The organism is Sinorhizobium sp. 6-70, assembly GCF_030124375.1.
Classification (GTDB): domain Bacteria; phylum Pseudomonadota; class Alphaproteobacteria; order Rhizobiales; family Rhizobiaceae; genus Sinorhizobium.
The window spans coordinates 292,982-313,672 of sequence record NZ_JASKLS010000003.1; the positions used below are offsets into that span (position 1 = coordinate 292,982).

Consider the following 20,691-nt stretch of genomic DNA (forward strand, 5'->3'; position numbering starts at 1 on the left):
AATCTTGCGTTCCTCAAGGGAGATCTCGATGAGACACCGTCGTCCGACTGTTGCCGATCTTTTGTCGATCAAGGGCCAGAGGCAGCTTACCATGCTGCGCGTCGTGACACTTGAAGAGGCGGAAGCCGCCGAAGGGGCAGGCATCGACCTCGTTTCGGTTCCCCCCGCGCTGCTCGGCCCGGAATTCAGGGAGGTGGCGCCGTCCGTCTTCGCCTTCCCGGGTCTCGAATATGGTGACCATGTCACGGCCGACGACTATATCCGCGCCGCCTTCAAGGCGCTGAAAGCAGGCGGTGATGCCGTCTATTGCGCCGCGAGCCTTTCGATCGTCCGACGCATGCGCGACGAGGGCATTCCCGTTTGCGGCCATGTCGGGCTCATCCCCTCGAAGGCGACCTGGACCGGCGGCTTCCGCGCTGTGGGCAAGACCGCCGAAGGCGCGCTTGAGGTCTGGCGACAGGTGAGGGCGCTCGAAGAGGCCGGTGCATTCGCGGCGGAGATCGAGGTCGTCCCGGCAGAGGTGGCAATGGCGATCTCGAAGCGGAGCTCGCTGCTGATGCTTTCGATGGGCGCTGGCGCCGGATGCGATGCGCAATATCTTTTCGCGGAAGACGTGCTCGGCCAAAATCGCGGCCATTGCCCTCGCCACGCGAAGGTCTACCGCAATTTTGCCGCCGAATATGAGAAACTGCAGCAGGAGCGCATCGCGGCCTTCCGCGAATATGCCGAGGACGTGCGCTCCGGTGCCTATCCGCAAAAGGCGCACATGGTCGGCATCGAGCCGCGGGAGCTGGAGGAATTCCTCGGCAAGCTCGATGCACAGGAGGGGGCTTCGTTGCGGGCAAGATGACAGCGACAGCGCGGAGCGCCGTTTCAGACGCAAAAAACGTCGCAGCAGCACTTTGTATCGCTGCCGGTCTCAGCCTTTAATTGGCCCCTCCAAGAACCAGCGCAGTAGACACGCGACAGCAAGGACGAATGATGCACACTTACGTTTTGACGGTATCCTGCAAATCCACCCGCGGCATCGTCGCTGCGCTTTCCGGCTACCTCGCCGAACAGGGCTGCAACATCATCGACAGCTCGCAGTTCGACGATCTCGAAACGGGCCTGTTTTTCATGCGCATCAGCTTCATTTCGGAAGAAGGCGTCGCTCGCGCGTCACTCGAGGAAGGGCTGACGCCGATAGCCGCGAAATTCGCAATGGCAACGGCTCTTCACGACCAGTCGGAGCGTACCAAAGTGCTGTTGATGGTGTCGCGTTTCGGTCATTGCCTCAACGACCTGCTCTACCGCTGGAAGATCGGCGCGCTGCCGATCGACATCGTCGGCGTCGTCTCCAACCACTTCGACTACCAGAAGGTGGTCGTCAACCACGACATCCCGTTCCACTGCATCAAGGTGACGAAGGAAAACAAACCGAAGGCGGAAGCACAACTGATGGAACTCGTCGAGCAGACCGGCGCGGAACTGATCGTGCTCGCCCGCTACATGCAGGTCTTGTCCGATGCGCTCTGCAAGAAGATGTCGGGCCGGATCATCAATATTCACCACTCGTTCCTGCCGAGCTTCAAGGGCGCCAACCCTTACAAGCAGGCCTATGAGCGCGGCGTGAAGCTGATCGGCGCGACGGCGCATTACGTCACCGCCGATCTCGACGAGGGTCCGATCATCGAGCAGGACATCGCCCGCATCACCCATGCGCAAAGCGCCGAGGACCATGTCTCGATCGGCCGCGACGTCGAAAGCCAGGTGCTGGCCCGCGCCGTCCACGCCCATATCCACCACCGCTGCTTCATCAACGGCAACCGCGTCGTCGTCTTCCCGCCGAGCCCAGGAAGCTATGCGTCGGAACGGATGGGGTGATTGGGTGATTGATGGAGGGCGGCCGGCGAAAGATTGCTATCAATCGCCGGCTGCCGGGTCTCGCGGACTCGCGTCTACCGTAGAGTTTTGCACCGAAGACACGTTCGACGACCTCCGCCGTCGCCCCGTCGGGCCACCGCAGGGACAGCAGCCACTTCCTGCCAACTACCTAGCGCCGGGCGCATTCTAGGGAGCGGACGCACAAGTTGCCCGCGTGCCGGTTCAAGATGTCGCTTGGTATGTTCAGATGGCACCCCAATCTTCCCACACCGAAAGAAGACCCTCGGTTTGGCGATTCCGTCCCGTCGGAACCCATGGGACCATTTTTTGATTGGGCCAAATTCGCTGCCGCCGTGTGCCAGCCTAGTTGTCATTCACTGTGATGAGGTTGACTCGACTTCTATGGTGAGTATTCTAAACAAATTGGTATGACCACTTGGCCGCCTGACGGCGAGTCGATATCGAGGAGCACGATGTTTTCTGCCGTGGAATCGCGCCGCCTGTATCGGCAAGTCGCGGACCAAATCCGGGGCCTGATAGAGCGGGGCGACTTGGCGCCCGGTTCGAGGCTTCCGTCCGAGCGGGAGCTCGCGCACAAGCTTGGTGTTTCGCGTCCCACCATCCGGGAAGCATTGATCGTGCTCGAGGTCGAAGGCTTCATCGATATCCGCATGGGATCAGGCATCTATGTCACGGCACGCGAGGTGCCAGCGTCCGATACGCCGCCGGAGGATTTCGAAGGTCCATTCGAATTGCTGAGGGCGAGGGCGGTGGTCGAGTGCGCGATTGCCGAGGAGGCGGCGCGATTGGCACGCCCCGAGCATATCGCCATCATCGACGACAATCTGAAGCGGATGGCTGCGGTGCTTGAGGATCGCCGCCAGGCGCTTGCGCTTGATCGCGAGTTCCATGTCATCGTCTCCAGCATCATCGCCAATCAGACGCTGAATCGCTTCGTCAGCAGCATCCACGACATGCGCATGACGCCCTATTTTGAGAAGCTGGCGAGCTATTTCGAGAATACCGAGACCTGGCGCGCCGCGATGGAGGAGCATCGCGTGATCCGCGACGCGATCGCTACCGGAGATCCAGCGGCAGCGCGTGCCGCGATGCGTGCGCATCTCGATCAATCCCAGCTTCGTTTGTCGGCCAGCTTCGGGGAGGAGCCGAACGACGGCGCAATACCGGCTGCGTGGAGGCGCGTCGAGGACAACTGACACTGACGGGTTGAAAGTGGGATGCGTCCCGCTTTGAGCAATCACTTCACATTGGAGGAGGAACAAGATGAAGTCCAAACTGTTGATGCTACTGGGTGCGACTGCAACTATCCTGGTTTCGGCGCTCGCCGCTCAAGCTCAGACGGCGCTTAAATGGGCGCATGTCTATGAGACTTCGGAGCCGTTCCATACCGAATCCGTCTGGGCAGCCGAAGAAATCGCCAAGCGCACCGAGGGGCGCTACAAGATCGACGTCTTCCCGGCCTCGCAACTTGGTAAGGAGGCTGATCTCAATCAGGGCCTGAAACTCGGCACCGTCGATATCATCATCTCCGGTTCGAGCTTCGCCGCGCGCGAATACGCGCCGATCGGGGTCACCTATTTCCCCTATACGTTCCGCGACCCGGCGCATTTGATCGCCTATACGAAAAGCGACGTGTTCAAGCGGCTGGCCAAGGGATATGAGGACGCTTCCGGCAACCATATCACCGCGGTCACCTATTACGGCACGCGCCATACAACTTCGAACAAGCCGATCGCCAAATGCGCCGACTTGCAGGGGCTGAAGATGCGCGTTCCGGATGTTCCGGCCTACCTCGCCATGCCGCGCGCCTGTGGCGCCAACACGACGCCGATCGCCTTTGCGGAAGTCTATCTCGCATTGCAGAACGGCACGGTGGAAGCCCAGGAAAACCCGCTGACGACAATCGAGGCGAAGAAGTTCTTCGAAGTGCAGAAGCACATCGTTCTGACCGGCCACATCGTCGATCACCTGAACACGGTCGTGTCTAAGAACCTGTGGTCACAACTCTCCGATGCCGACAAGCAAATCTTCACCGACGTGATGCAGGAGGCAGCCGAGCGCGCCACCAAGATCATCGAGGAGCGTGAGCAGAAACTCGTTCAGACTTTCAAGGAGCGCGGCATCGAAGTGACTGACGTCGACAAGGCCGATTTCGAGGCGACCGTGATGGACAAGGTGGCGCTCGAAGACTTTGGCTACAAGAAAGAAGACTGGGAGGCCATCCGCGCCGTCAAGTGAATCGTTGACGCCGGCCGCATGCCAGCGGCCGGCACTCCGCCCACCGTTTGCCGGATGATCGCCATGCCACAGGAAGTCCATTTGCAAGTGACGCCGGAGGAAATTGCCCAATCCTTCGACGAAGCCCCGCCAGCCGCGGATGTCTCGAATTATGCCTTCGAGGACTGGGTCACGCTCGCCATCTTCTGGGTGATGACGGGATGCGTGTTCCTGCAGTTCTTCACCCGCTACGTGCTCAACGATTCCTATGCCTGGACGGAGGAGATCGCCACCAACTGCCTGATCGGCGTGGTGTTCCTCGGCTCCGTCATGTGCGTCAGGGTCTCGCGGCACATCCAGGTCGACGTGCTCTATCACTATCTGCCGCGGCCGGTGGCGCGAGGCATGGCGATCTTTGTCGATCTCGTGCGCATCGGCTTCTTCGCCTATGCCTGCTGGCTGATGTGGCGCTATGTGGCGATCGTTGCCAACGAGCGCATGGTGACGGTCGATCTGCCGCGCAACATCGTCTTCTACAGCGTGATGGCCGGTTTCGTGCTGATGCTCGTCCGCTCCGTCCAGGTGTTTATCGCCAATCAGCGCCGCGGTTATTCGGTTCTCGAAAAGCCCGAGGAATTCCAAAAGGTTGAGGGCTGATCCAATGCTGCTGCTCGTCGGTTCGTTTCTTCTCCTGATGCTGGTGGGTGTGCCGGTCGCCATCTCGATGGCCGTGGCATCCGTCCTCTATCTGGTCTTCTACAATGTCGCGCCCGACATCATCGCGGCACAGCGAATGATCGCCGGCGTCGAGAGTTTTCCGCTGCTCGCCGTGCCGTTCTTCATTCTGGCCGGCAACCTGATGAATTCCGCGGGCGTCACCGGCCGCATCTACTCCTTCGCCGTAGCGCTCGTCGGCTGGATGAAAGGGGGATTGGCACAGGTCAATATTATCGGCTCGGTGATCTTTTCCGGCATGTCCGGCACAGCACTCGCCGATGCCGCCGGCATCGGTACGATCGAGATCAAGGCGATGAAAGATCACGGCTATCCGGTCGAGGCCGCCGTTGGCGTCACCGCCGCCTCGGCGACGCTCGGGCCCATCTTTCCACCGTCGCTGCCCTTCGTGATCTACGGCATGATGGCGAACGTCTCGATCGGCGCGCTGTTCATGGCCGGCATCGTGCCGGGCGTGGTGATGACAGTGCTGATGATGCTGACGGTCGCGATCTTTGCATATAAGCGCGGTTGGGGCTCGGACACGCCTTTCGAGATGAAGCGATTGCTCTCGGCTTCGCTTGAAGTCGTCGTCGTGCTCTGCGTACCGATCGTCGTCTATCTCCTGATGTCGGCGGGGTTGTCGATGAATGCCGCCGCCGGCATTGCCCTTCTGATGCTGCTCGCCCTTGACTGGTATTTCGACTTCTCGGCCGTCATGGCGCTGATGACACCGGTCATTCTGATCGGCGGCATGACGATGGGCTGGTTTACACCGACGGAAGCGGCCGTCGCCGCCGTTCTCTGGTCGCTGTTTTTGGGGCTGGTGCGCTACCGGACGATGACCGTATCGACGCTGGCGCGGGCGACTTTCGACACCATCGAGACGACCGCTTCAGTGCTCTTCATCGTCACGGCGGCTTCCATTTTTGCGTGGCTGTTGACGGTCAGCCAGGCCGCCCAGATGCTATCCGGTGCGATTTTGACGATCACCGAGAACAAATGGGTTTTCCTGATCCTGGTAAACCTCTTGATGCTGTTCGTCGGCTGCTTCCTGGACACGATCGCCGCGATCACGATCCTCGTGCCGATCCTGCTGCCTTTGTCGGCCCAGTTCGGGATCGACCCGGTTCACTTTGGCCTGATCATGACGCTTAACCTGATGATCGGCCTCTTGCATCCCCCGCTTGGCATGGTGCTCTTCGTTCTGTCCCGCGTGGCGAAGCTGTCGGTGGAGCGAACAACGATGGCGATCCTGCCTTGGCTCCTGCCGCTCTTTATCGCGCTTATCCTCATCACCTTCGTTCCGGCGATCACGCTCTGGTTGCCGAGTGCAGTCGGGTTGATCCGCTGATGGCAGGTGCACCCATGCGCACGCGTCTCGCGCGGCTCCACGGTCAACGCGACCTCAGGTTGGAAGCCGAGGAGGTTGCTGAACCGGGCGAAGGCGAGGTCCTCCTGAAAATGGCGGCCGGGGGGATCTGCGGCTCGGACCTCCACTATTACCAGGATGGCGGCTTCGGCCCCATCCGGGTAAGAGAGCCGATTATTCCGGGCCATGAAGGTTCCGGATACGTTGCCGCGCTCGGTGCCGGGGTCTCTCGGCTTGCGATCGGCGACCTCGTCGCGATCAATCCGAGCCAACCCTGCGGCTCCTGCCGGTTTTGTGACGAGGGGCTGCCGATTCATTGCCTCAACATGCGATTCATGGGGAGCGCCATGCGTTTTCCTCATACGCAGGGCATGTTCCGCGACTGGCTCGTCGTTCCGGCCGGTCAATGTTTCCCGGCAGGGGCGCTAGTGAGCGCCGGCGAGGCCGCCTGTGCGGAACCGCTGGCAGTCTGCCTTCATGCGGTTGCCCAGGCCGGGGACCTCAAGGGCAAGCATGTGCTTGTTACAGGAGCTGGGCCGATCGGCGTTCTCGTGGTCGCGGCCGCTAGCCATGCAGGGGCGGGGGCGATCGTGGTGACGGACCTCGCCGACGCGGTGCTCGAGCGCGCAACGGCGATGGGTGCGACACTCGTTGTCAATGTGCGCCGCGATCCGGCGCCTTTGGCTGCATACGAGGCAGACAAAGGGCAGTTTGATGTCGTCTTCGAATGCTCCGCAGCCGAGCAAGCGCTGCGCAGCGCGATCGCTGCCGTAAGACCGCGAGGCCTGATCGTGCAAGTCGGCGTGACGGGCGACATCACCCTTCCGATCAATGCACTCGTCGGCAAGGAATTGCGGCTCATCGGATCGCAGCGCTTTGACAGCGAGTTCGCCCTTGCCGTCGACCTCATTGCTCGCGGCCGGATCGATGTCCGGCCGATCATTTCCCATGCGTTTCCGGTCGATCAGGCGGTCAAGGCCTTCGAGCAGGCCGTCGACCGTTCCGTCGCCTGCAAGGTGCAACTGACATTCCTGCCTTGACGGGCGATCAAGGTGCAAGGAGCATTACTTGATACTATTCCGCAGTCGCTGGGTCGCATCGGGAATGGACGATGTTGCGCGTGGTGGTGCCGCCGCTGCTTCATCCTGGACAAACGAGGCAATGTCGTTGAGCAGCATCAGTTCGGTTGCGGCATAGGCGGGATCGCCGGCGCGGTTGATGGTCTCCCACGGGTCGGTCTGGAGATCGAACAGCTCCCTTTGGCTCAAGCCGCCGCTGGTGTAGAGCGTCAGCTTGAAGCGTTGGTCCCGCGCCATGGTCGCTTGCATCGGCGGATCCCAGAAAGTGCCGCTATCGTTTACGCCGGAGTTGCGGTAGGCGCAGATTGCGCTGCTGCGCCTCGTTGTGTTCTGCGATGCCATGGTCACGAGATCCTCGCTCTGCGGGCATGATTGCGTGCTGAGGCCCGCTGCGGCGAGGCATGTGGCAGCAATGTCTCGGCCCTGGGCAAGCGCCGTGCACCGGATTCCGGCGGCGATCCGGCCTGGCCAGCGCAATAACAACGGCACTCCGACGGTAGGCTCGTAGAGCGCCACGCCCTTGACGAAGAGCCCATGGTCGCCAAGCTGGTCGCCATGGTCGGACAGGAAGATGACGAGTGTGTCTTCAGTCAAGCCCGCATCGTCCAGTGCGCTTAAGACGCGGCCGACCTGTTCGTCTAGGAATGCAATCGAGACGGCATAGCCAGTACGGATCTTGCGGATTTCCTCCGGCGAGAAGTCTGAGAGACGCCCGAGATAGGAGCCTTGCTGCTCCCGCTCAACACATTCGGGTTGTGTCGCGCTCGAAGGGACCGGATCAGGAATTTTCGCCTCATCTATTCGACCCCGAAACGTCAAGGGATAGTCTTCGTAAGGATCATGGGGATCGAAAAGGCTCATCAGGCAAAAGAACGGCTGCCCTCCCGCCTTCATTGACTGAATGAACGCGATGGTCCGATCCGCCGCCCATTTGCTCATGTGGACGGATTCGGGGTGGTGAAGCTCGCCGCGACCGTTGCGCTGAAGTGCGGCGAGGAAGTCCGGCGCGGTTTCGCGAAGCCAAGCGGTATAGCCGTTGAAGGGGCTTTGCATCGCGACCGACGGTTCCAGGCACCATTCATAGATATCAAAACCGTCATGCGGGTGTCGCTCATGTTCTTCCTTGAGACGGCTGCTGACGTGGAGTTTGCCAAAAAGCGCGGTTCGGTAACCGGCTTCCTGTCGCAGGCGTTCTGTGAAAAGCACTTCATCCGGGGGCAGATTGTCATGCACCCGCTCAACCCCATGACCCGGCACGGGCTTGCCAGTAAGGATGCTGGCGCGCGAAGGGGTGCAGATCGGGTTGTCGACGGTGCAGTATTCAAAGACCGCTCCAGCCTCGCCCAACCGGTCGAGATGAGGCGTGGGGATCCAGTCGCAGCCATAAACCCCAAGCGTATCCCTACGTTGCTGGTCCGTCATGATCATCAAAATGTTCGGCGGCGTCATGATGCTTACCTCAACAATCAAAGCATGATTTCGGGGAGGGCGGCTTTGGCTTTCTCTCGCAATCCCGGCACGATCTGGGGATCAAGCCAGCGATACGGCCGACGCAACCGGGTGCCGACGTCCGCCCATCCCCCGATCGCCGCCAGCAACTTGTCCAGTGCGGCATTCGAATAGCCCTGCACTTTGGCAAGGGGTGTGATGTGGACTTCGAGGAAAGCGCGCAGCCGTTCTTCCACCTCAAGCGCCCGCTCGATGTCACTGGCCATCGATGCAGTCCATCGCTGCGCTCCAGATGGGTTAAGGCAGGCGACATTCGAAAATGCCCCAACCGCGACGTCTTGTTTGACGCCCGTGGCAAGGTGGTGCCCAGGAACATAGAGTCCCCACGCGCCGAGGTGATGACGGGCTTGCTCGTACCAGCTCAGATCTCCGTCCGCGAGCTTGACGCCGACGACCTGCGGTACAGGTGCAAGGATCGCGGCCAGCTCGGCCGGAGCAAAGACGCGCTTGGCATGCGGCGGATGGTAGAGGACCAGCGGTATCGAGCCGGCCGCCTCCGCAGCCATCTGAAGGAAATCCGTTGCCTCCGCTGTCGTCACGGGCCACCAGTCCGGCAGGATGACCTGGATTGCCTCGGGCTCGAGCCTCGCCGCCCGGCGCACACGTTCCAGGGAAATCCGGGGATCAGGTTGGCAAGCGCCGATGATGAAAGGCATCGCCGCGGGCTTGCAGCGATCTGCCAGCAGTTGCTGAATGGCGTCGAACTCCTCCTCTGTCTGATTGTGGAATTCACCCGCGGTGCCATTGGAGTATATGCCGTCCACGCCGGCTGCGATCAGGTGCTCGATTTCACCGGCGAGACGCGAAAAATCGATCGAATCGTCGTCGTTTATCGGCAAAATCAGCGTCGCCCAATTTCCCCGAATGCGGCCCCAGCGACCATTCTGTCGTTCGAATTTCCCGGCTGCCACGTCTGACCTCCTTGCTATCCATTTGGATCCTGCAGCGCTGCCGGCGATCGCCTTGCGTCGCACGCCTAAAATCCGTCTCATCATTATCGACTTGCAAGATATCCTACAAGTCGATATACCTCAACCATGTTGGAAGCCAGATGACAGGGAGCAACTTCTTGGCCAAGCCAATCAAGCCGTTGGCGCGTCCGCCGCTTCTGCACGTCAGCGTGCAGGAGAGCCTGCGCAGCTATATCGAGGACAATAACCTTGGGGCTGGCGCAGCCCTGCCGCCGGAGACGTTCCTGGCGCAGCAATTGGGGGTCGGGCGCAACTCCGTGCGCGAGGCGATCAAGGCGCTGGAATCGGTCGGCATCCTCGAGACGCGGCGCGGCATCGGGGTTTTCGTCAAGGAATTCTCGTTTGCGCCACTGCTGGACAACCTTGCCTATGGTCTGCAGGCTTCGCTGCGCGACGTCGAGGAGTTGCAGGAGATCCGTCGCGTCCTGGAAACCGGCCTGATCGACAGAACCATCGAGATGATCGGCGAGGATGATATTGCCGAGCTCCGCAAGCTTACCGATCGCATGCGTCAACGCGCTGAACGTGGTGAGAGCTTTGCCGAGGAAGACCAGCAATTTCACCAGCTTCTGTTCCGTTGCCAGAACAACAAGATGCTGAGCGCGCTGATCAACATCTTCTGGTCCGCTTTCTACAAGGCTTCGGATCTCACAAATCTGACCAACCCGACTCCTCTGGATACCTGGCGCGATCACCACGAAATTGTCGAAGCTGTCGCGGCCAGAGATGTCGAGGCTGCCCGCAGGCGTCTCGGGGACCACTACTCCGGAATCAGGAGGGTTATCGCGTCGAACCGGCCCGGGGAGGTCGAGTCGGTCAAACAATAAACCGAATACAAGAGGAGGAGAGCATGCATCGACGGAATTTCGGCCGCCTTTTGGCGGCGGCAGCCTTTGCTTTTGCCAGCGCCACCGCGATGGTGTCCACGCCGGTCCTGGCGCAGGAGGAAAAGACAATTGTCGGCGGCTTCGACGTAGGGCCGGGCGGATTTCCGGGCAACTTCAACCCGCTGACCGCCACCGCCGGCTTTACCTGGCTCAATACCTACTTCGAGCCGCTGGTCATCTATACATCCGATCTGTCAAAGCTCGACAGCGCGCTTGCATCCGGGTTCACCGCGAGCGAAGACAACCTGTCCTACACCTTCAAGCTGGTCGACACGAAGTGGCATGACGGAAAGCCCTTCACCTCGGCGGACGTCAAGTTCACATTGGAACTCGCCAAGAACGCCGACAGCGGCAGTATTTTTGCCGCCCGGCTCGCCGACATTGCGTCGATCGAGACGCCTGATGAACATACGGCGGTAGTCAAGCTCTCCAAGCCCAACTCGGCCTTCCTGTCCGTTCTGTCGCAGGTGATGATGCTGCCCGAGCACGCGCTTTCGACGATCGACATCAAGGAAGTCGCCAAGAGCCAATGGTGGTCGACAAAGCCTGTCGGCACCGGACCATTCAAGTTCGTCAAGTATGTCAGCGACCAGTATGTCGAAATGGCTGCCTATGACGGCTATCGGGGCGGCAAGCCGAAGGTCAATCGCCTGATCAATCGGTATTTCGCCAATGCAGCTGCGGCCGTCTCGGCACTCTCGGCGGGAGAGATCCAGTTCACCTTCGCCGAGCCTGATGACGCCAAGACCTTCAAGGGCAATGACAACTTCCGGATCATCGAGGGCGACTCCTATGTGGTGAACTACATCGGCTTCAATCACAAGGCCGGAATCTGGAGCGACCTCCGCGTGCGACAGGCGGTCATGCACGCCATCGATCGAAACGCGATCATCTCGAGCTTGTTTGGAGGAGCGGCAAAGCTCGCCAACTGCGGCTACGTCGCGCCGCGGCTCGTTCCGAATGGCCTTGACGACTATGCCTACGACCCTGAGAAGGCGAAGGAACTGCTTGAGGAGGCAGGCTGGGACGACATTAACGGCGACAAGGCGATCCCGTGGCTTACCTACTATAATACGCCGCAGGTCGCCAACGTCATGGCGGCGATCCAGGCCATGCTCGCGCAGGTTGGCGTCAACGTGGTTCCGCGCGCCCTCGACGTGCCTAGCTACAACGGCATCGTCCGTAGCGAAAAGTTTGAAGAGTTCCCGTTGGTCTATGCCGGCCTGCAGAACGGCCCCAACCCGGCTTCGCTCAATATCGGGCTGAACGCCGCGCAGATCCCGCCCGCCGGCAACAACATCATGCGTGTCGAGATGCCTCAGCTCACCGAGGCATTGAACACGGCGATGGCGGAGACAGATCCGTCCAAGGCGGACGCCAAGTGGCAGCAGGTCTGCAAGGAAATGAATGCTCAGCTTCCCTGGAGCCCGATGTGGGTCGCGAGCCGCTACGGGGTCGTGTCCAGCAAGCTCAAGGACTTCTTCTGGACGCCCGCTCCGGCCGGCGGTCCATTCGTTTCCCATCCGGAGAAGTGGGATATCGCTCCGTAAAGGGGGCAGGGCCGAGGCGCGGTCGGACGGTCAAGTCCGGCCGCACCCCTACTGCATGCGTCCTTAAATCCTAGCCGATTTAAGGACAAAAACATGCAGCAATTCAAAGTGCCACAGCGTCCTTTGCGCGTCTGATAAGACGCGCGGCGCTGTCGGGACCCTGTTGGTGAAACATGCTGCAATATATCCTGCGCCGCACGGTCGTCGGCCTGCTCATGCTCCTGGCCCTGACCGTCCTCATCTTCACGCTGCTGCGGCTCACGCCCGGCGACCCTATCGATGCCTACATCAATCCGTCGGTCCCAATGTCGGCCGCCGACCTTGTCGCGCTGCGCACGCGCCTCGGCCTCGATCAGCCGCTGCCGGTGCAGTATTTCGCCTGGCTTGGTGCCGCCCTGACCGGAGATTTCGGCTATTCCATCCAGCGCGGCGGCGAACCGGTGCTGCCGCTCGTCCTCGGCCGCATCGGACCGACGATCCTCTTGATGTTCAGCGGGCTTGCCATCTCCGTCGTCGTGGGGATAGCAGCCGGCATCCTTGCCGCAGTCCGGCGCAACCAGTTCGCCGATCTCTCTCTGTCGACGGCGGCCTTCGTCGGCATCTCGAGCCCGGCCTTCCTGACGGCGCTTTTGGGACTCTACGTGTTTGCGGTCGTCTTGCGGTGGGTGCCGGCCGGCGGCATGCTGACACCCGGCGCTCCCTTCTCCGTCGGCGACCTGCTGGCGCACCTCATCCTGCCGGCCGCTCTGTTGTCGATCGGCCATGGTGCGCTGATCATGCGCTACATGCGCTCCTCACTGCTCGAGGTGCTGTCGCAGGATTACGTGCGGACCGCGCGCGCCAAAGGCGTTCGCGAGTTCTGGGTTATCGTCAAACATGCCGTCCGCAATGCCCTGCTGCCGGTGATCACGGTGATCGGATCCACGATCGGTATCGCGATTGGGGGCGCCATCTTCATAGAGAGCGTGTTTGACTGGCCGGGAATGGGCCTGTTGATGATCAACGCCGTGGTCCGGCGCGACTATCCGGTCATCATGTGCGCGACGCTCCTCACCGGCGCCTGCGTCATCCTCGTCAACCTCTTGACCGACATCGCCTATGCCGCTGTCGATCCGCGCATCAAGGTGGCGTAAGATGACCAGCCTGACAAAGACGCGTTCGGCCGGCCCTATCCGTCGTGCCATGTCGCGCTTTCTCGACAACGGTGCGGCCGTGGCAGGTGCGGCCATCCTCATTCCGATCCTGCTCATCACCCTTACCTATGACCTGTGGTGGCCTTACAAGCCCAACGACATCGACCTCCTGGCGATGAACCAGGGGCCGTCGTCGGCCCACTGGCTTGGAAGTGACGGCGTAGGGCGGGATATCATGGCGCGGCTCATGCAGGGCGGCCGGATCTCGCTGCTCGTGGCCACGGCGTCAATGGTGATTTCCACCTTCATCGGGTTCTTCATCGGAGCCGTCGCCGGCTTGGGAGGGCGCTTCGTTGACGGTGCGACGATGCGGTTCGTGGACCTTGCCATGACCTTGCCGCCGATCATTTTCCTCCTGGTGCTTGCCTCGATCGTCGGTAGCGGCGTCATGCCGACGATCCTCGTGATTTCGCTGCTGTCGTGGCCGGTGCTCTCGCGCATGGTCCGGGCGCGGCTCTTGGAGCTGCGCGAGCGGGATTTCGTCGTGGCATCACGCGGTATGGGCGCGGGCCTCTGGCACCTGCTCGTTCGCCATGCCCTGCCCAATACGATCGATATTCTCGTGGTCTACGCCACGCTGCAGGTGGCGAGCGGTATCCTGCTGGAGGCAGGCCTCTCCTTCCTCGGCCTCGGCGTCACGCCACCGGAAGCGAGCTGGGGCAACATGCTGAACGCCGCCCGCGCGACGCATGTCCTCGAAAATTATCCCTGGCAATGGATGTTTCCCGGCGCGGCGCTCGTCGTGACCGTCCTTGCCATCAACTTCGTGGGCGATGGGCTTCGTGATGCCTTCGACCCGCGCTCCGAACTCAAGTGAAAGGTTACAAATGCCCCTGTTTACCGGCGTCATCCCACCCGTGGTTACCCCGCTCACCACGACCTTCGAAGTGGATTACCCTTCGTTCTCACGTGTCATCGACCATCTCATCGACGGTGGTGTGCACGGCCTGTTCGTACTGGGTTCGACCAGCGAGGTCGTGTTCCACGACGAAACCACGCGGCGGCGCATCATCGAACATGCGGTCGAGCAGGTGCGCGGTCGCGTGCCGATCCTGGCCGGCGTGATCGACCCCACGACAGAGCGCGTGATTGCCCACGCAAAGGCAGCGCAATCGTCAGGTGTCGACGCGGTTGTCGTAACCGCCCCGTTCTATACGCGTACCAATCAGTCCGAGACCATCGACCACTTCCGTTACATCCGGGAGGCGGTCGACATACCGGTGATCGCCTATGACATACCGGTCTGCGTCGGCACAAAGCTCGAGCGGAAGACCACAGTTACGCTCGCGCGCGAAGGCACCGTGGTCGGTCTCAAGGATTCAAGCGGTGACGATGGCAATCTTCGCTACGTCATGGCCGACACTGCCGATCTTTCCGACTTCTTCGCCATGACCGGATCCGAAATCGTCGCCGACAGCGTCGTGAACATGGGCGCGCATGGCATCGTTCCCGGCCTCGGCAACGTCGATCCACACGGTTATGTGCGCCTGTGGAACCTGTGCCAGGCCGGCGATTTCACGGCCGCACGCCAGGAACAGGAGAGGCTTTGCCGGCTTTTTGAGATGGTCTGGGTGAGTCTGCCGCGAACCAGTGCAGGTTCTGCGGGTGTGGGGGCCTTCAAGACCGCCATGCGCCGGCTCGGCGTTATCGACACCAACATCATGGCCCGTCCGCAACGATCCCTCAATGATGAGGAGGCGGCGATCATCGACCGCATCCTGCGTCAAACCGGCCTCCTGGACTGATGATGAGCAGAGAGCCGATCCTCGAAATTTCGGGACTGACCACGGTGTTTCATATTGCCGATCGCGAGATCGTCGCCGTGCGCGACCTCGATCTCGCCGTGGCGACGGGAGAAACCGTGGCACTGGTCGGCGAGTCCGGCTCTGGAAAGTCGGTGACAAGCCTGTCGATCATGGGCCTCCTGCCGCGCGGCGTCGGCCGTATCGCCGCGGGAACGCTTCGCCTTAGACGCAAAACGGGTGAGAGCGTTGACCTTCACAGCATCGGCGGTGAGGCGCTGCGCCGCGTGCGCGGCAACGATATCGGTATGGTCTTTCAGGAACCCCTGACCAGCCTCAATCCGGTCTATACTGTCGGTGAGCAGATTGCCGAGCCGATCCGCATCCACCTTGGTAAGTCCCGCCGCGAGGCGCTGGCCGATGCCATCCAGCGGCTGGAGGATGTCGGCATTCCCGATCCACGCCGACGTGCCGGGCAATATCCGCACGAATTGTCGGGCGGCATGCGGCAGCGGGCAACCATCGCCATGGCGCTGGCTTGCAATCCGACGCTGCTGATTGCCGACGAGCCGACAACTGCCCTCGATGTCACCATTCAGGCGCAAATCCTCGACCTGCTCGGCCACCTGCAACGGGAACGCGGCATGGGCATGCTGTTCGTCACGCACAACCTTGGTGTTGTTGCCGAGATCGCCGACCGCGTCGCAGTCATGTATGCCGGCTCGGTCGTCGAAACCGGCAGCGTGGCGCGGGTTTTCTCCCACCCGCGCCACCCCTATACCAAGGGGCTGATGCGCTCGGTGCCGCGCCTTGGTACTGCGACGCGCCTCAAGGAAGCGGGTACGCCGCTTCCGACGATTGCCGGATCGGTTCCAAGTCTCATGAACCTGCCTGAAGGCTGTCCATTTGCGCCGCGCTGTCCCTATCGGATAAAAGCCTGCTCTGAGACTTACCCGCCGCTCGTCGAAACCGGCGATGGCCAGTTCAGTCGCTGCATTCGCTGGCAGGAGATCTGAACGATGTCAGATGAATTGCTCCTTGAGGTCAGCGGGCTGACCAAAGATTTCGCCCCGGTGGCGTTCGGGCGCGGACCGGTCGTCCGTGCCGTCCAGGACGTCTCGTTCAACATCAGACGCGGGGAAGTCGTCGGCCTCGTCGGGGAGTCGGGCAGCGGCAAGACCACCATCGGCCGCATGGTCGCACAGTTGGTTCCGCCGACCTCCGGCAGCATTCGTTTCGACGGTGTCGAAACGACGAGCCTTAGCCGCCGCGAACTTCGACGTCTGCATGCGCGCGTCCAGTATATCTTTCAGGATCCGTTTGCGAGCCTCTCACCGCGCATGACCATCGGTGAAATTCTCACCGAAGGTCTGGATATCCAGCGCATCGGCACCAAATCCGAGCGGATCGCGAAGGCCGCCAAGGCGCTTGCGTCGGTGGACCTGCCGCCCGATGCGATCTCACGCTATCCGCACGAGTTTTCCGGAGGGCAGCGCCAGAGGATCGGCATTGCACGGGCGCTGACGCTCGCGCCAGATCTGCTTGTCGCCGACGAACCGGTGTCGGCGCTCGACGTTTCGATCCAAGCGCAGATCGTCAACCTGCTGCGCGACCTGCAGGTGCGGCTGGGCCTTACCGTGCTGTTCATCGCGCATGATCTTGCAGTGGTCGAATACGTCGCCGATACCGTCATCGTGCTCTATCTCGGGCGCATCATGGAAATGGCGCCCAGCCGGAAGCTTTATGCCAGCCCGCAGCATCCCTATACGCGCGCGCTTCTCTCGGCCGTTCCCTCGCCCGATCCTTCGCAACGCCCCAACCGGCAGATCCTTAAGGGTGACATACCAAGCCCCGCGAATCCTCCCAGCGGCTGCGTCTTCCGCACCCGCTGCCCGGTCGCGATCGAGGCATGCGCCAGCATAGTGCCGCCGCTGCGAGAAACGGCGAAAGGACACTTCAAGGCTTGTATCCGTGACGACCTCGACTGATCCAAAATAGGGTGGGTTTTGACCATGAAGAACCTGCTCTTCATCGACGTCGATCAGCTTCGATGGGACTGCTTCGCGCCGCGCAAGACGGTGCCAGTCAAGATCCCGAACCTCGATCGGTTGATCGAGAGCGGCGTGAGCTTCGATCGAGCTTATTGCACCTCGTTGCTCTGTGCTCCGTCCCGCGCCTTTGATGTTAGACGCCACAAAGGCCGCGCGCGAAAACACGGACTCCGGCATTGATCCGGAAGAAGCCATCTTGTTGATTGAGGAAAGGTGAGTTCAACGCCTTCCAAACCAATTTGAACGCGGCCGAAAATGGTCGAGGCGGTCTTTTTGTGCAAAGGTCGGTTGCGGTTTGTCGTGCCGGCCAAAGATTTGCCAGGAAGCCCCGTTTGTGGAATATGCGGGCCTGAGGCCCATATCGCAGACTATCGAGGCGAGACGTGAAGCTTATCGAGCAACATTTTAGAGTGACTGCGGCGCTGGTCGTGCGCGAAATGTCGACGCGCTATGGGTCGAAGCCCGGCGGTTATCTCTGGGCGATCTTCGACCCGGTTGCCCATGTCGCGATGATGACGGTGATCTTTCAGGCGATCGCCCGCATGCCGGCATTGGGCTTGAGCTTTCCGCTGTTTTTTGCAAGCGGCTATCTGCCATTCGCGTTTTATCAACGTATGTCTTCCTTCATGGCGGGCACGATGAAGGCGAACAAGGCACTGCTCTCCTATCCAGTTGTCTCGCCGTTCGATGCCATCGTCTCGCGTTTCATCCTCCAGTTCATGACGGATGCGCTAGTAACTGGCGTGATCTTCTTGATGATCGTGGAACTTAGTGGCGTTACCCAACCAATGAACGTCGCCGGTATGATCGAGGGAGCGGGAGCGGCCGCGGTGCTCGGTCTCGGCATCGGCACGATCAACATCGTGATGTTCGCTCGCTTTTCGCTCTACGAACAGATTTTCGGCATTATCAGCCGTCCGCTCTTCATGATTTCTGGCGTTTTCTTCCTGCCGGAGAACCTGCCAAATCCCTTCAGGGACTATATTCTCTATAATCCGCTTGTGCATATCATCATGTGGTTTCGGAGTAGCATCTACCCGGAGTACCGCGCCGATGGGCTGGACAAGGGCTACGTCATCGAATTCGCGGTCGTATGCTTCGTGGCCGGACTCATGCTGCTAACGGCATCGATGCGCGAGATCAGGGAAGACCGACTTTAACGACCGAGATGCCATGCTTCATCGGCGCCGAATTCATTCTCGCGAGGGCCACCCGATTGTCTACTTAAGTTAGAACAGCACCTGGCTCAGCTCTGTCTGTCCCAGGTCTGTGCGCGGGTGGTTTGTGATGGAACTGCAAGCGGATCAGTTTTCGGAAGTAGATTGTCCCTCGAGAAGAACCGGCTTGCGATTGTGCAGGCTATGCAGAGGAGGCTCTTTTCATAGTGTAGAGAAGTTCTAATGCCTCTTCGAAGGTAAGAGCCCTCTTTTCCTGTGGATGGAAGTACTTCGGGTATAGAATATATGCGGCGGCAAAGACTTCTTCAACGCTGCGCCTCGCCGATCTGCGTTGGCACATCTGCCGATCATCCGTAAGGCCCCATCCTGCGTAAAACGGCATGCCAAAGCACGTTACCGGTATGCCCCTGATCAGTGCCTCAAACCCCGAGAGCGACGTCAGCGTGTAAACATGATCAATCGTTTGGAACGCATCAGCTAAGCTAATGTCTTGCTCAAGCACTTGCGCAATCGACTTTACCGCATCCGGCTTAGACCGGGCCGGTCGCGTGCCGTGCAGTATTTCCGGATGAGGCTTGTAGATTATATGCGCTTCCGGGTTCTCCTGAACTGCGGCTCGCACGAGGTCGTTGTTGTCCATCCGCCGCTGACAGCCCTTAAGTATGGACATGTCATCCTCAACCTGACCTAAGACTAGTATACGTTTGCGGTCTTTTGGGCCATACACGCGTTCGATGTCGACGTCCGCAGACGTGTTATATTTGCTCAACCTAGAGTTGATCAATCGGTTTATTCCGGTGCCCGCGCGAAGGATCAGGTCGGGATCGGCCGAAAAATCGTGGTGTTCGAGAATTTGCTCCAGGCGCGAAGCAGCACTTGCATCATAGTAAAGAACAGGTGAATCGAAGCAAAGCGATAGTGGCGGCGCCTTGGTGGCCCCCAACGCTACCGATCGGATGAAGCCGTCTTCGATTCTGATCAATGGCACATTGCGCCTCTCACAGAATTGCTCAATGAATAGCGGATGCTTATAGCCCCAAACGTATATCTTGGGAGATTTTGAAGATACTATTCTAGGAACCCAAAAGGCGTGAAATTCGAGCCATGAAATCGATCGTTTCCGACAGTATATTTTTTTCTCGGAGAGCCAACCTCTTATGAAATCTTTCCAAGGGCTCAAGCCGAATACGAATGCAGTGGACATGGCACATCTTTAAATGATCAGTGGATATTGTTCTTGGGCAGGTTCACAGGGCTGGACCGCACGCCTAGAACGCATTTCGACGGCCAAGACTATGCTCCCAATCCAGCGACGTGCGCACAATAAGTTCAAGGTCATCGTACTGCGGCACCCAATCCAGCTCTCGAACGATTAACGCTGGATTGGCAACGACAAAAGTTGCGTCACCTGGCCGCCGATCAACGATATTCACAGGGAAATCAGTCCCTGACACTTTCTTTACACGCTCCAGAACGTCAAACACGGAAAATCCGCGCCCGTAGCCACAGTTTGCGACAATTGAAGCGCCGCCCGCCCGCATCCGCTTCAAGGCTTTAAGATGTGCTTCTACCAGATCTGTGACATGGATGAAGTCCCGCACGCAAGTTCCGTCAGCCGTCGGGTAGTCGGCTCCATAGACGTCAAAGCCGCTCCGCTTTCCAAGAGCAGCTTCGCAGGCCACTTTTATGAGATGGGTAGCGCCGGCCGTAGATTGGCCGGTCCTTCCTAGTATATCGGCGCCCGCGACGTTAAAGTAGCGCAGAGCCGCATATTTGAAATCGTACGCTGCGGCAGCATCTCTCAGCATGATTTCGGTCATCAATTTAGAGGACCCGTATGGTGATTCGGGCCGCAAGGGAGCGTCTTCCTCGACGGGATTGCAGCTCGCGGGGGTACCATAGACGGCCGCAGTCGAGGAAAAAACAAAATGCCTAACGTTTGCCTTAACGGCCGCTTCAATCAGCACGCGTGATTTCGCTGTATTGTTTTCGTAATACGACAAAGGATCGGCTACCGACTCCGGCACGACAACTGAACCAGCGAAGTGGATGATCGCTTCGATATCGTTGGCTGAGAAAATCATGTCTAGCAGTTGACAGTCACCAATGTCGCCCTCGTAGAGCCGCGCCTCAGGAGCCACTGCCCAACGAAAACCTGTAGAAAGACGATCCAGCACGACGACGTCTTCACCCGCATCGAGCAAGCGCCAAACCATGTGGCTGCCGATGTAACCTGCGCCGCCTGTTACCAAAACCGCCATGCAATCTCTCCTGTGACGTCCGCGAATAAAATCAAATCAACCAAGCGCAATTAAATGTGGCCCAGCGCACTTGAAGAGAT

The 20,691-nt window shown here is 60.0% G+C and carries 19 protein-coding genes; 15 read left to right on the top strand and 4 right to left on the bottom strand.

Annotation, left to right across the window (positions count from 1 at the left end; translation table 11 throughout):
* Nucleotides 1–28: 28 nt before the first annotated feature.
* From QN222_RS08520 to QN222_RS08550, 7 genes are all read left to right on the top strand, one after another.
* Complete coding sequence (locus tag QN222_RS08520) at nucleotides 29–850, top strand: 3-methyl-2-oxobutanoate hydroxymethyltransferase (protein ID WP_283962360.1); 822 nt, start codon at nucleotides 29–31, stop codon at nucleotides 848–850.
* A gap of 131 nt (nucleotides 851–981) precedes the next feature.
* Nucleotides 982–1,866: a formyltetrahydrofolate deformylase gene (gene purU, locus QN222_RS08525; RefSeq protein WP_283962359.1), complete on the top strand. Its 885-nt coding sequence runs from the start codon at nucleotides 982–984 to the stop codon at nucleotides 1,864–1,866.
* Between the two features lie 473 nt (nucleotides 1,867–2,339).
* Nucleotides 2,340–3,083 (top strand): FadR/GntR family transcriptional regulator, encoded by a 744-nt coding sequence (locus QN222_RS08530; protein WP_284005364.1) that lies wholly within the window; start codon nucleotides 2,340–2,342, stop codon nucleotides 3,081–3,083.
* Between the two features lie 67 nt (nucleotides 3,084–3,150).
* A complete protein-coding gene (locus QN222_RS08535; RefSeq protein ID WP_283962357.1) occupies nucleotides 3,151–4,125 on the top strand; it encodes a sialic acid TRAP transporter substrate-binding protein SiaP in 975 nt (324 codons plus the stop codon).
* A 63-nt stretch (nucleotides 4,126–4,188) separates the two neighbouring features.
* On the top strand, nucleotides 4,189–4,761 hold the full coding sequence (locus QN222_RS08540; protein ID WP_283962356.1) for a TRAP transporter small permease: 573 nt from the start codon (nucleotides 4,189–4,191) through the stop codon (nucleotides 4,759–4,761).
* Nucleotides 4,762–4,765: 4 nt separating this feature from the next.
* Nucleotides 4,766–6,172, top strand: coding sequence for a TRAP transporter large permease (locus QN222_RS08545; RefSeq protein ID WP_283962355.1), 1,407 nt, complete (start codon nucleotides 4,766–4,768; stop codon nucleotides 6,170–6,172).
* 14 nt (nucleotides 6,173–6,186) lie between these two features.
* Complete coding sequence (locus QN222_RS08550; RefSeq protein ID WP_283962354.1) at nucleotides 6,187–7,230, top strand: L-idonate 5-dehydrogenase; 1,044 nt, start codon at nucleotides 6,187–6,189, stop codon at nucleotides 7,228–7,230.
* A 24-nt stretch (nucleotides 7,231–7,254) separates the two neighbouring features.
* Here QN222_RS08550 and QN222_RS08555 read toward each other — a convergent pair whose 3' ends face one another.
* Together QN222_RS08555 and QN222_RS08560 are read right to left on the bottom strand one after the other, a co-directional pair.
* Nucleotides 7,255–8,718 (bottom strand): sulfatase-like hydrolase/transferase, encoded by a 1,464-nt coding sequence (locus QN222_RS08555; protein WP_283962353.1) that lies wholly within the window; start codon nucleotides 8,716–8,718, stop codon nucleotides 7,255–7,257.
* 17 nt (nucleotides 8,719–8,735) lie between these two features.
* Nucleotides 8,736–9,689 carry a dihydrodipicolinate synthase family protein gene (locus tag QN222_RS08560; protein WP_283962352.1) on the bottom strand — a complete coding sequence of 318 codons (954 nt, stop codon included), beginning with the start codon at nucleotides 9,687–9,689 and terminating at the stop codon, nucleotides 8,736–8,738.
* Nucleotides 9,690–9,829: 140 nt separating this feature from the next.
* On the opposite strand from QN222_RS08560, the gene QN222_RS08565 reads away from it, so the two are divergent.
* The 8 genes from QN222_RS08565 (at nucleotide 9,830) to QN222_RS08605 (ending at nucleotide 18,332) form a co-directional block, all read left to right on the top strand.
* A complete protein-coding gene (locus tag QN222_RS08565; protein ID WP_283962351.1) occupies nucleotides 9,830–10,576 on the top strand; it encodes a FadR/GntR family transcriptional regulator in 747 nt (248 codons plus the stop codon).
* Between the two features lie 23 nt (nucleotides 10,577–10,599).
* Complete coding sequence (locus tag QN222_RS08570) at nucleotides 10,600–12,186, top strand: ABC transporter substrate-binding protein (RefSeq protein ID WP_283962350.1); 1,587 nt, start codon at nucleotides 10,600–10,602, stop codon at nucleotides 12,184–12,186.
* A 173-nt stretch (nucleotides 12,187–12,359) separates the two neighbouring features.
* A complete protein-coding gene (locus QN222_RS08575; protein WP_283962349.1) occupies nucleotides 12,360–13,319 on the top strand; it encodes an ABC transporter permease in 960 nt (319 codons plus the stop codon).
* Entirely contained in the window at nucleotides 13,285–14,196 is a 912-nt protein-coding gene (locus QN222_RS08580) for an ABC transporter permease (protein ID WP_283962348.1), read from the top strand. The genes QN222_RS08575 and QN222_RS08580 overlap by 35 nt, the downstream gene beginning before the upstream one ends.
* Nucleotides 14,197–14,206: 10 nt before the next feature.
* Nucleotides 14,207–15,124 carry a dihydrodipicolinate synthase family protein gene (locus QN222_RS08585; protein WP_283962347.1) on the top strand — a complete coding sequence of 306 codons (918 nt, stop codon included), beginning with the start codon at nucleotides 14,207–14,209 and terminating at the stop codon, nucleotides 15,122–15,124.
* A 2-nt stretch (nucleotides 15,125–15,126) separates the two neighbouring features.
* Nucleotides 15,127–16,137: an ABC transporter ATP-binding protein gene (locus tag QN222_RS08590; protein WP_284005365.1), complete on the top strand. Its 1,011-nt coding sequence runs from the start codon at nucleotides 15,127–15,129 to the stop codon at nucleotides 16,135–16,137.
* 3 nt (nucleotides 16,138–16,140) lie between these two features.
* Nucleotides 16,141–17,109: an ABC transporter ATP-binding protein gene (locus QN222_RS08595; RefSeq protein WP_283961526.1), complete on the top strand. Its 969-nt coding sequence runs from the start codon at nucleotides 16,141–16,143 to the stop codon at nucleotides 17,107–17,109.
* Nucleotides 17,110–17,555: 446 nt separating this feature from the next.
* Nucleotides 17,556–18,332 (top strand): ABC transporter permease, encoded by a 777-nt coding sequence (locus tag QN222_RS08605; protein ID WP_283961524.1) that lies wholly within the window; start codon nucleotides 17,556–17,558, stop codon nucleotides 18,330–18,332.
* Between the two features lie 199 nt (nucleotides 18,333–18,531).
* On the opposite strand, the gene QN222_RS08610 is transcribed toward QN222_RS08605, so the two are convergent.
* Entirely contained in the window at nucleotides 18,532–19,332 is an 801-nt protein-coding gene (locus QN222_RS08610) for a capsular polysaccharide biosynthesis protein (protein ID WP_283961523.1), read from the bottom strand.
* Between the two features lie 286 nt (nucleotides 19,333–19,618).
* Entirely contained in the window at nucleotides 19,619–20,611 is a 993-nt protein-coding gene (galE, locus tag QN222_RS08615; protein WP_283961522.1) for a UDP-glucose 4-epimerase GalE, read from the bottom strand.
* Nucleotides 20,612–20,691: the final 80 nt, after the last annotated feature.

What these genes read in the sequence shown, in the direction of transcription:
- QN222_RS08520 (WP_283962360.1), top strand. Translation starts at nt 29, where the DNA reads ATGAGACACCGTCGTCCGACTGTTGCCGATCTTTTGTCGATCAAGGGC.
- purU (WP_283962359.1), top strand. Translation starts at nt 982, where the DNA reads ATGCACACTTACGTTTTGACGGTATCCTGCAAATCCACCCGCGGCATC.
- QN222_RS08530 (WP_284005364.1), top strand. Translation starts at nt 2,340, where the DNA reads ATGTTTTCTGCCGTGGAATCGCGCCGCCTGTATCGGCAAGTCGCGGAC.
- QN222_RS08535 (WP_283962357.1), top strand. Translation starts at nt 3,151, where the DNA reads ATGAAGTCCAAACTGTTGATGCTACTGGGTGCGACTGCAACTATCCTG.
- QN222_RS08540 (WP_283962356.1), top strand. Translation starts at nt 4,189, where the DNA reads ATGCCACAGGAAGTCCATTTGCAAGTGACGCCGGAGGAAATTGCCCAA.
- QN222_RS08545 (WP_283962355.1), top strand. Translation starts at nt 4,766, where the DNA reads ATGCTGCTGCTCGTCGGTTCGTTTCTTCTCCTGATGCTGGTGGGTGTG.
- QN222_RS08550 (WP_283962354.1), top strand. Translation starts at nt 6,187, where the DNA reads ATGCGCACGCGTCTCGCGCGGCTCCACGGTCAACGCGACCTCAGGTTG.
- QN222_RS08555 (WP_283962353.1), bottom strand. Translation starts at nt 8,718, where the DNA reads ATGACGCCGCCGAACATTTTGATGATCATGACGGACCAGCAACGTAGG.
- QN222_RS08565 (WP_283962351.1), top strand. Translation starts at nt 9,830, where the DNA reads ATGACAGGGAGCAACTTCTTGGCCAAGCCAATCAAGCCGTTGGCGCGT.
- QN222_RS08570 (WP_283962350.1), top strand. Translation starts at nt 10,600, where the DNA reads ATGCATCGACGGAATTTCGGCCGCCTTTTGGCGGCGGCAGCCTTTGCT.
- QN222_RS08575 (WP_283962349.1), top strand. Translation starts at nt 12,360, where the DNA reads ATGCTGCAATATATCCTGCGCCGCACGGTCGTCGGCCTGCTCATGCTC.
- QN222_RS08580 (WP_283962348.1), top strand. Translation starts at nt 13,285, where the DNA reads ATGCCGCTGTCGATCCGCGCATCAAGGTGGCGTAAGATGACCAGCCTG.
- QN222_RS08585 (WP_283962347.1), top strand. Translation starts at nt 14,207, where the DNA reads ATGCCCCTGTTTACCGGCGTCATCCCACCCGTGGTTACCCCGCTCACC.
- QN222_RS08590 (WP_284005365.1), top strand. Translation starts at nt 15,127, where the DNA reads ATGAGCAGAGAGCCGATCCTCGAAATTTCGGGACTGACCACGGTGTTT.
- QN222_RS08595 (WP_283961526.1), top strand. Translation starts at nt 16,141, where the DNA reads ATGTCAGATGAATTGCTCCTTGAGGTCAGCGGGCTGACCAAAGATTTC.
- galE (WP_283961522.1), bottom strand. Translation starts at nt 20,611, where the DNA reads ATGGCGGTTTTGGTAACAGGCGGCGCAGGTTACATCGGCAGCCACATG.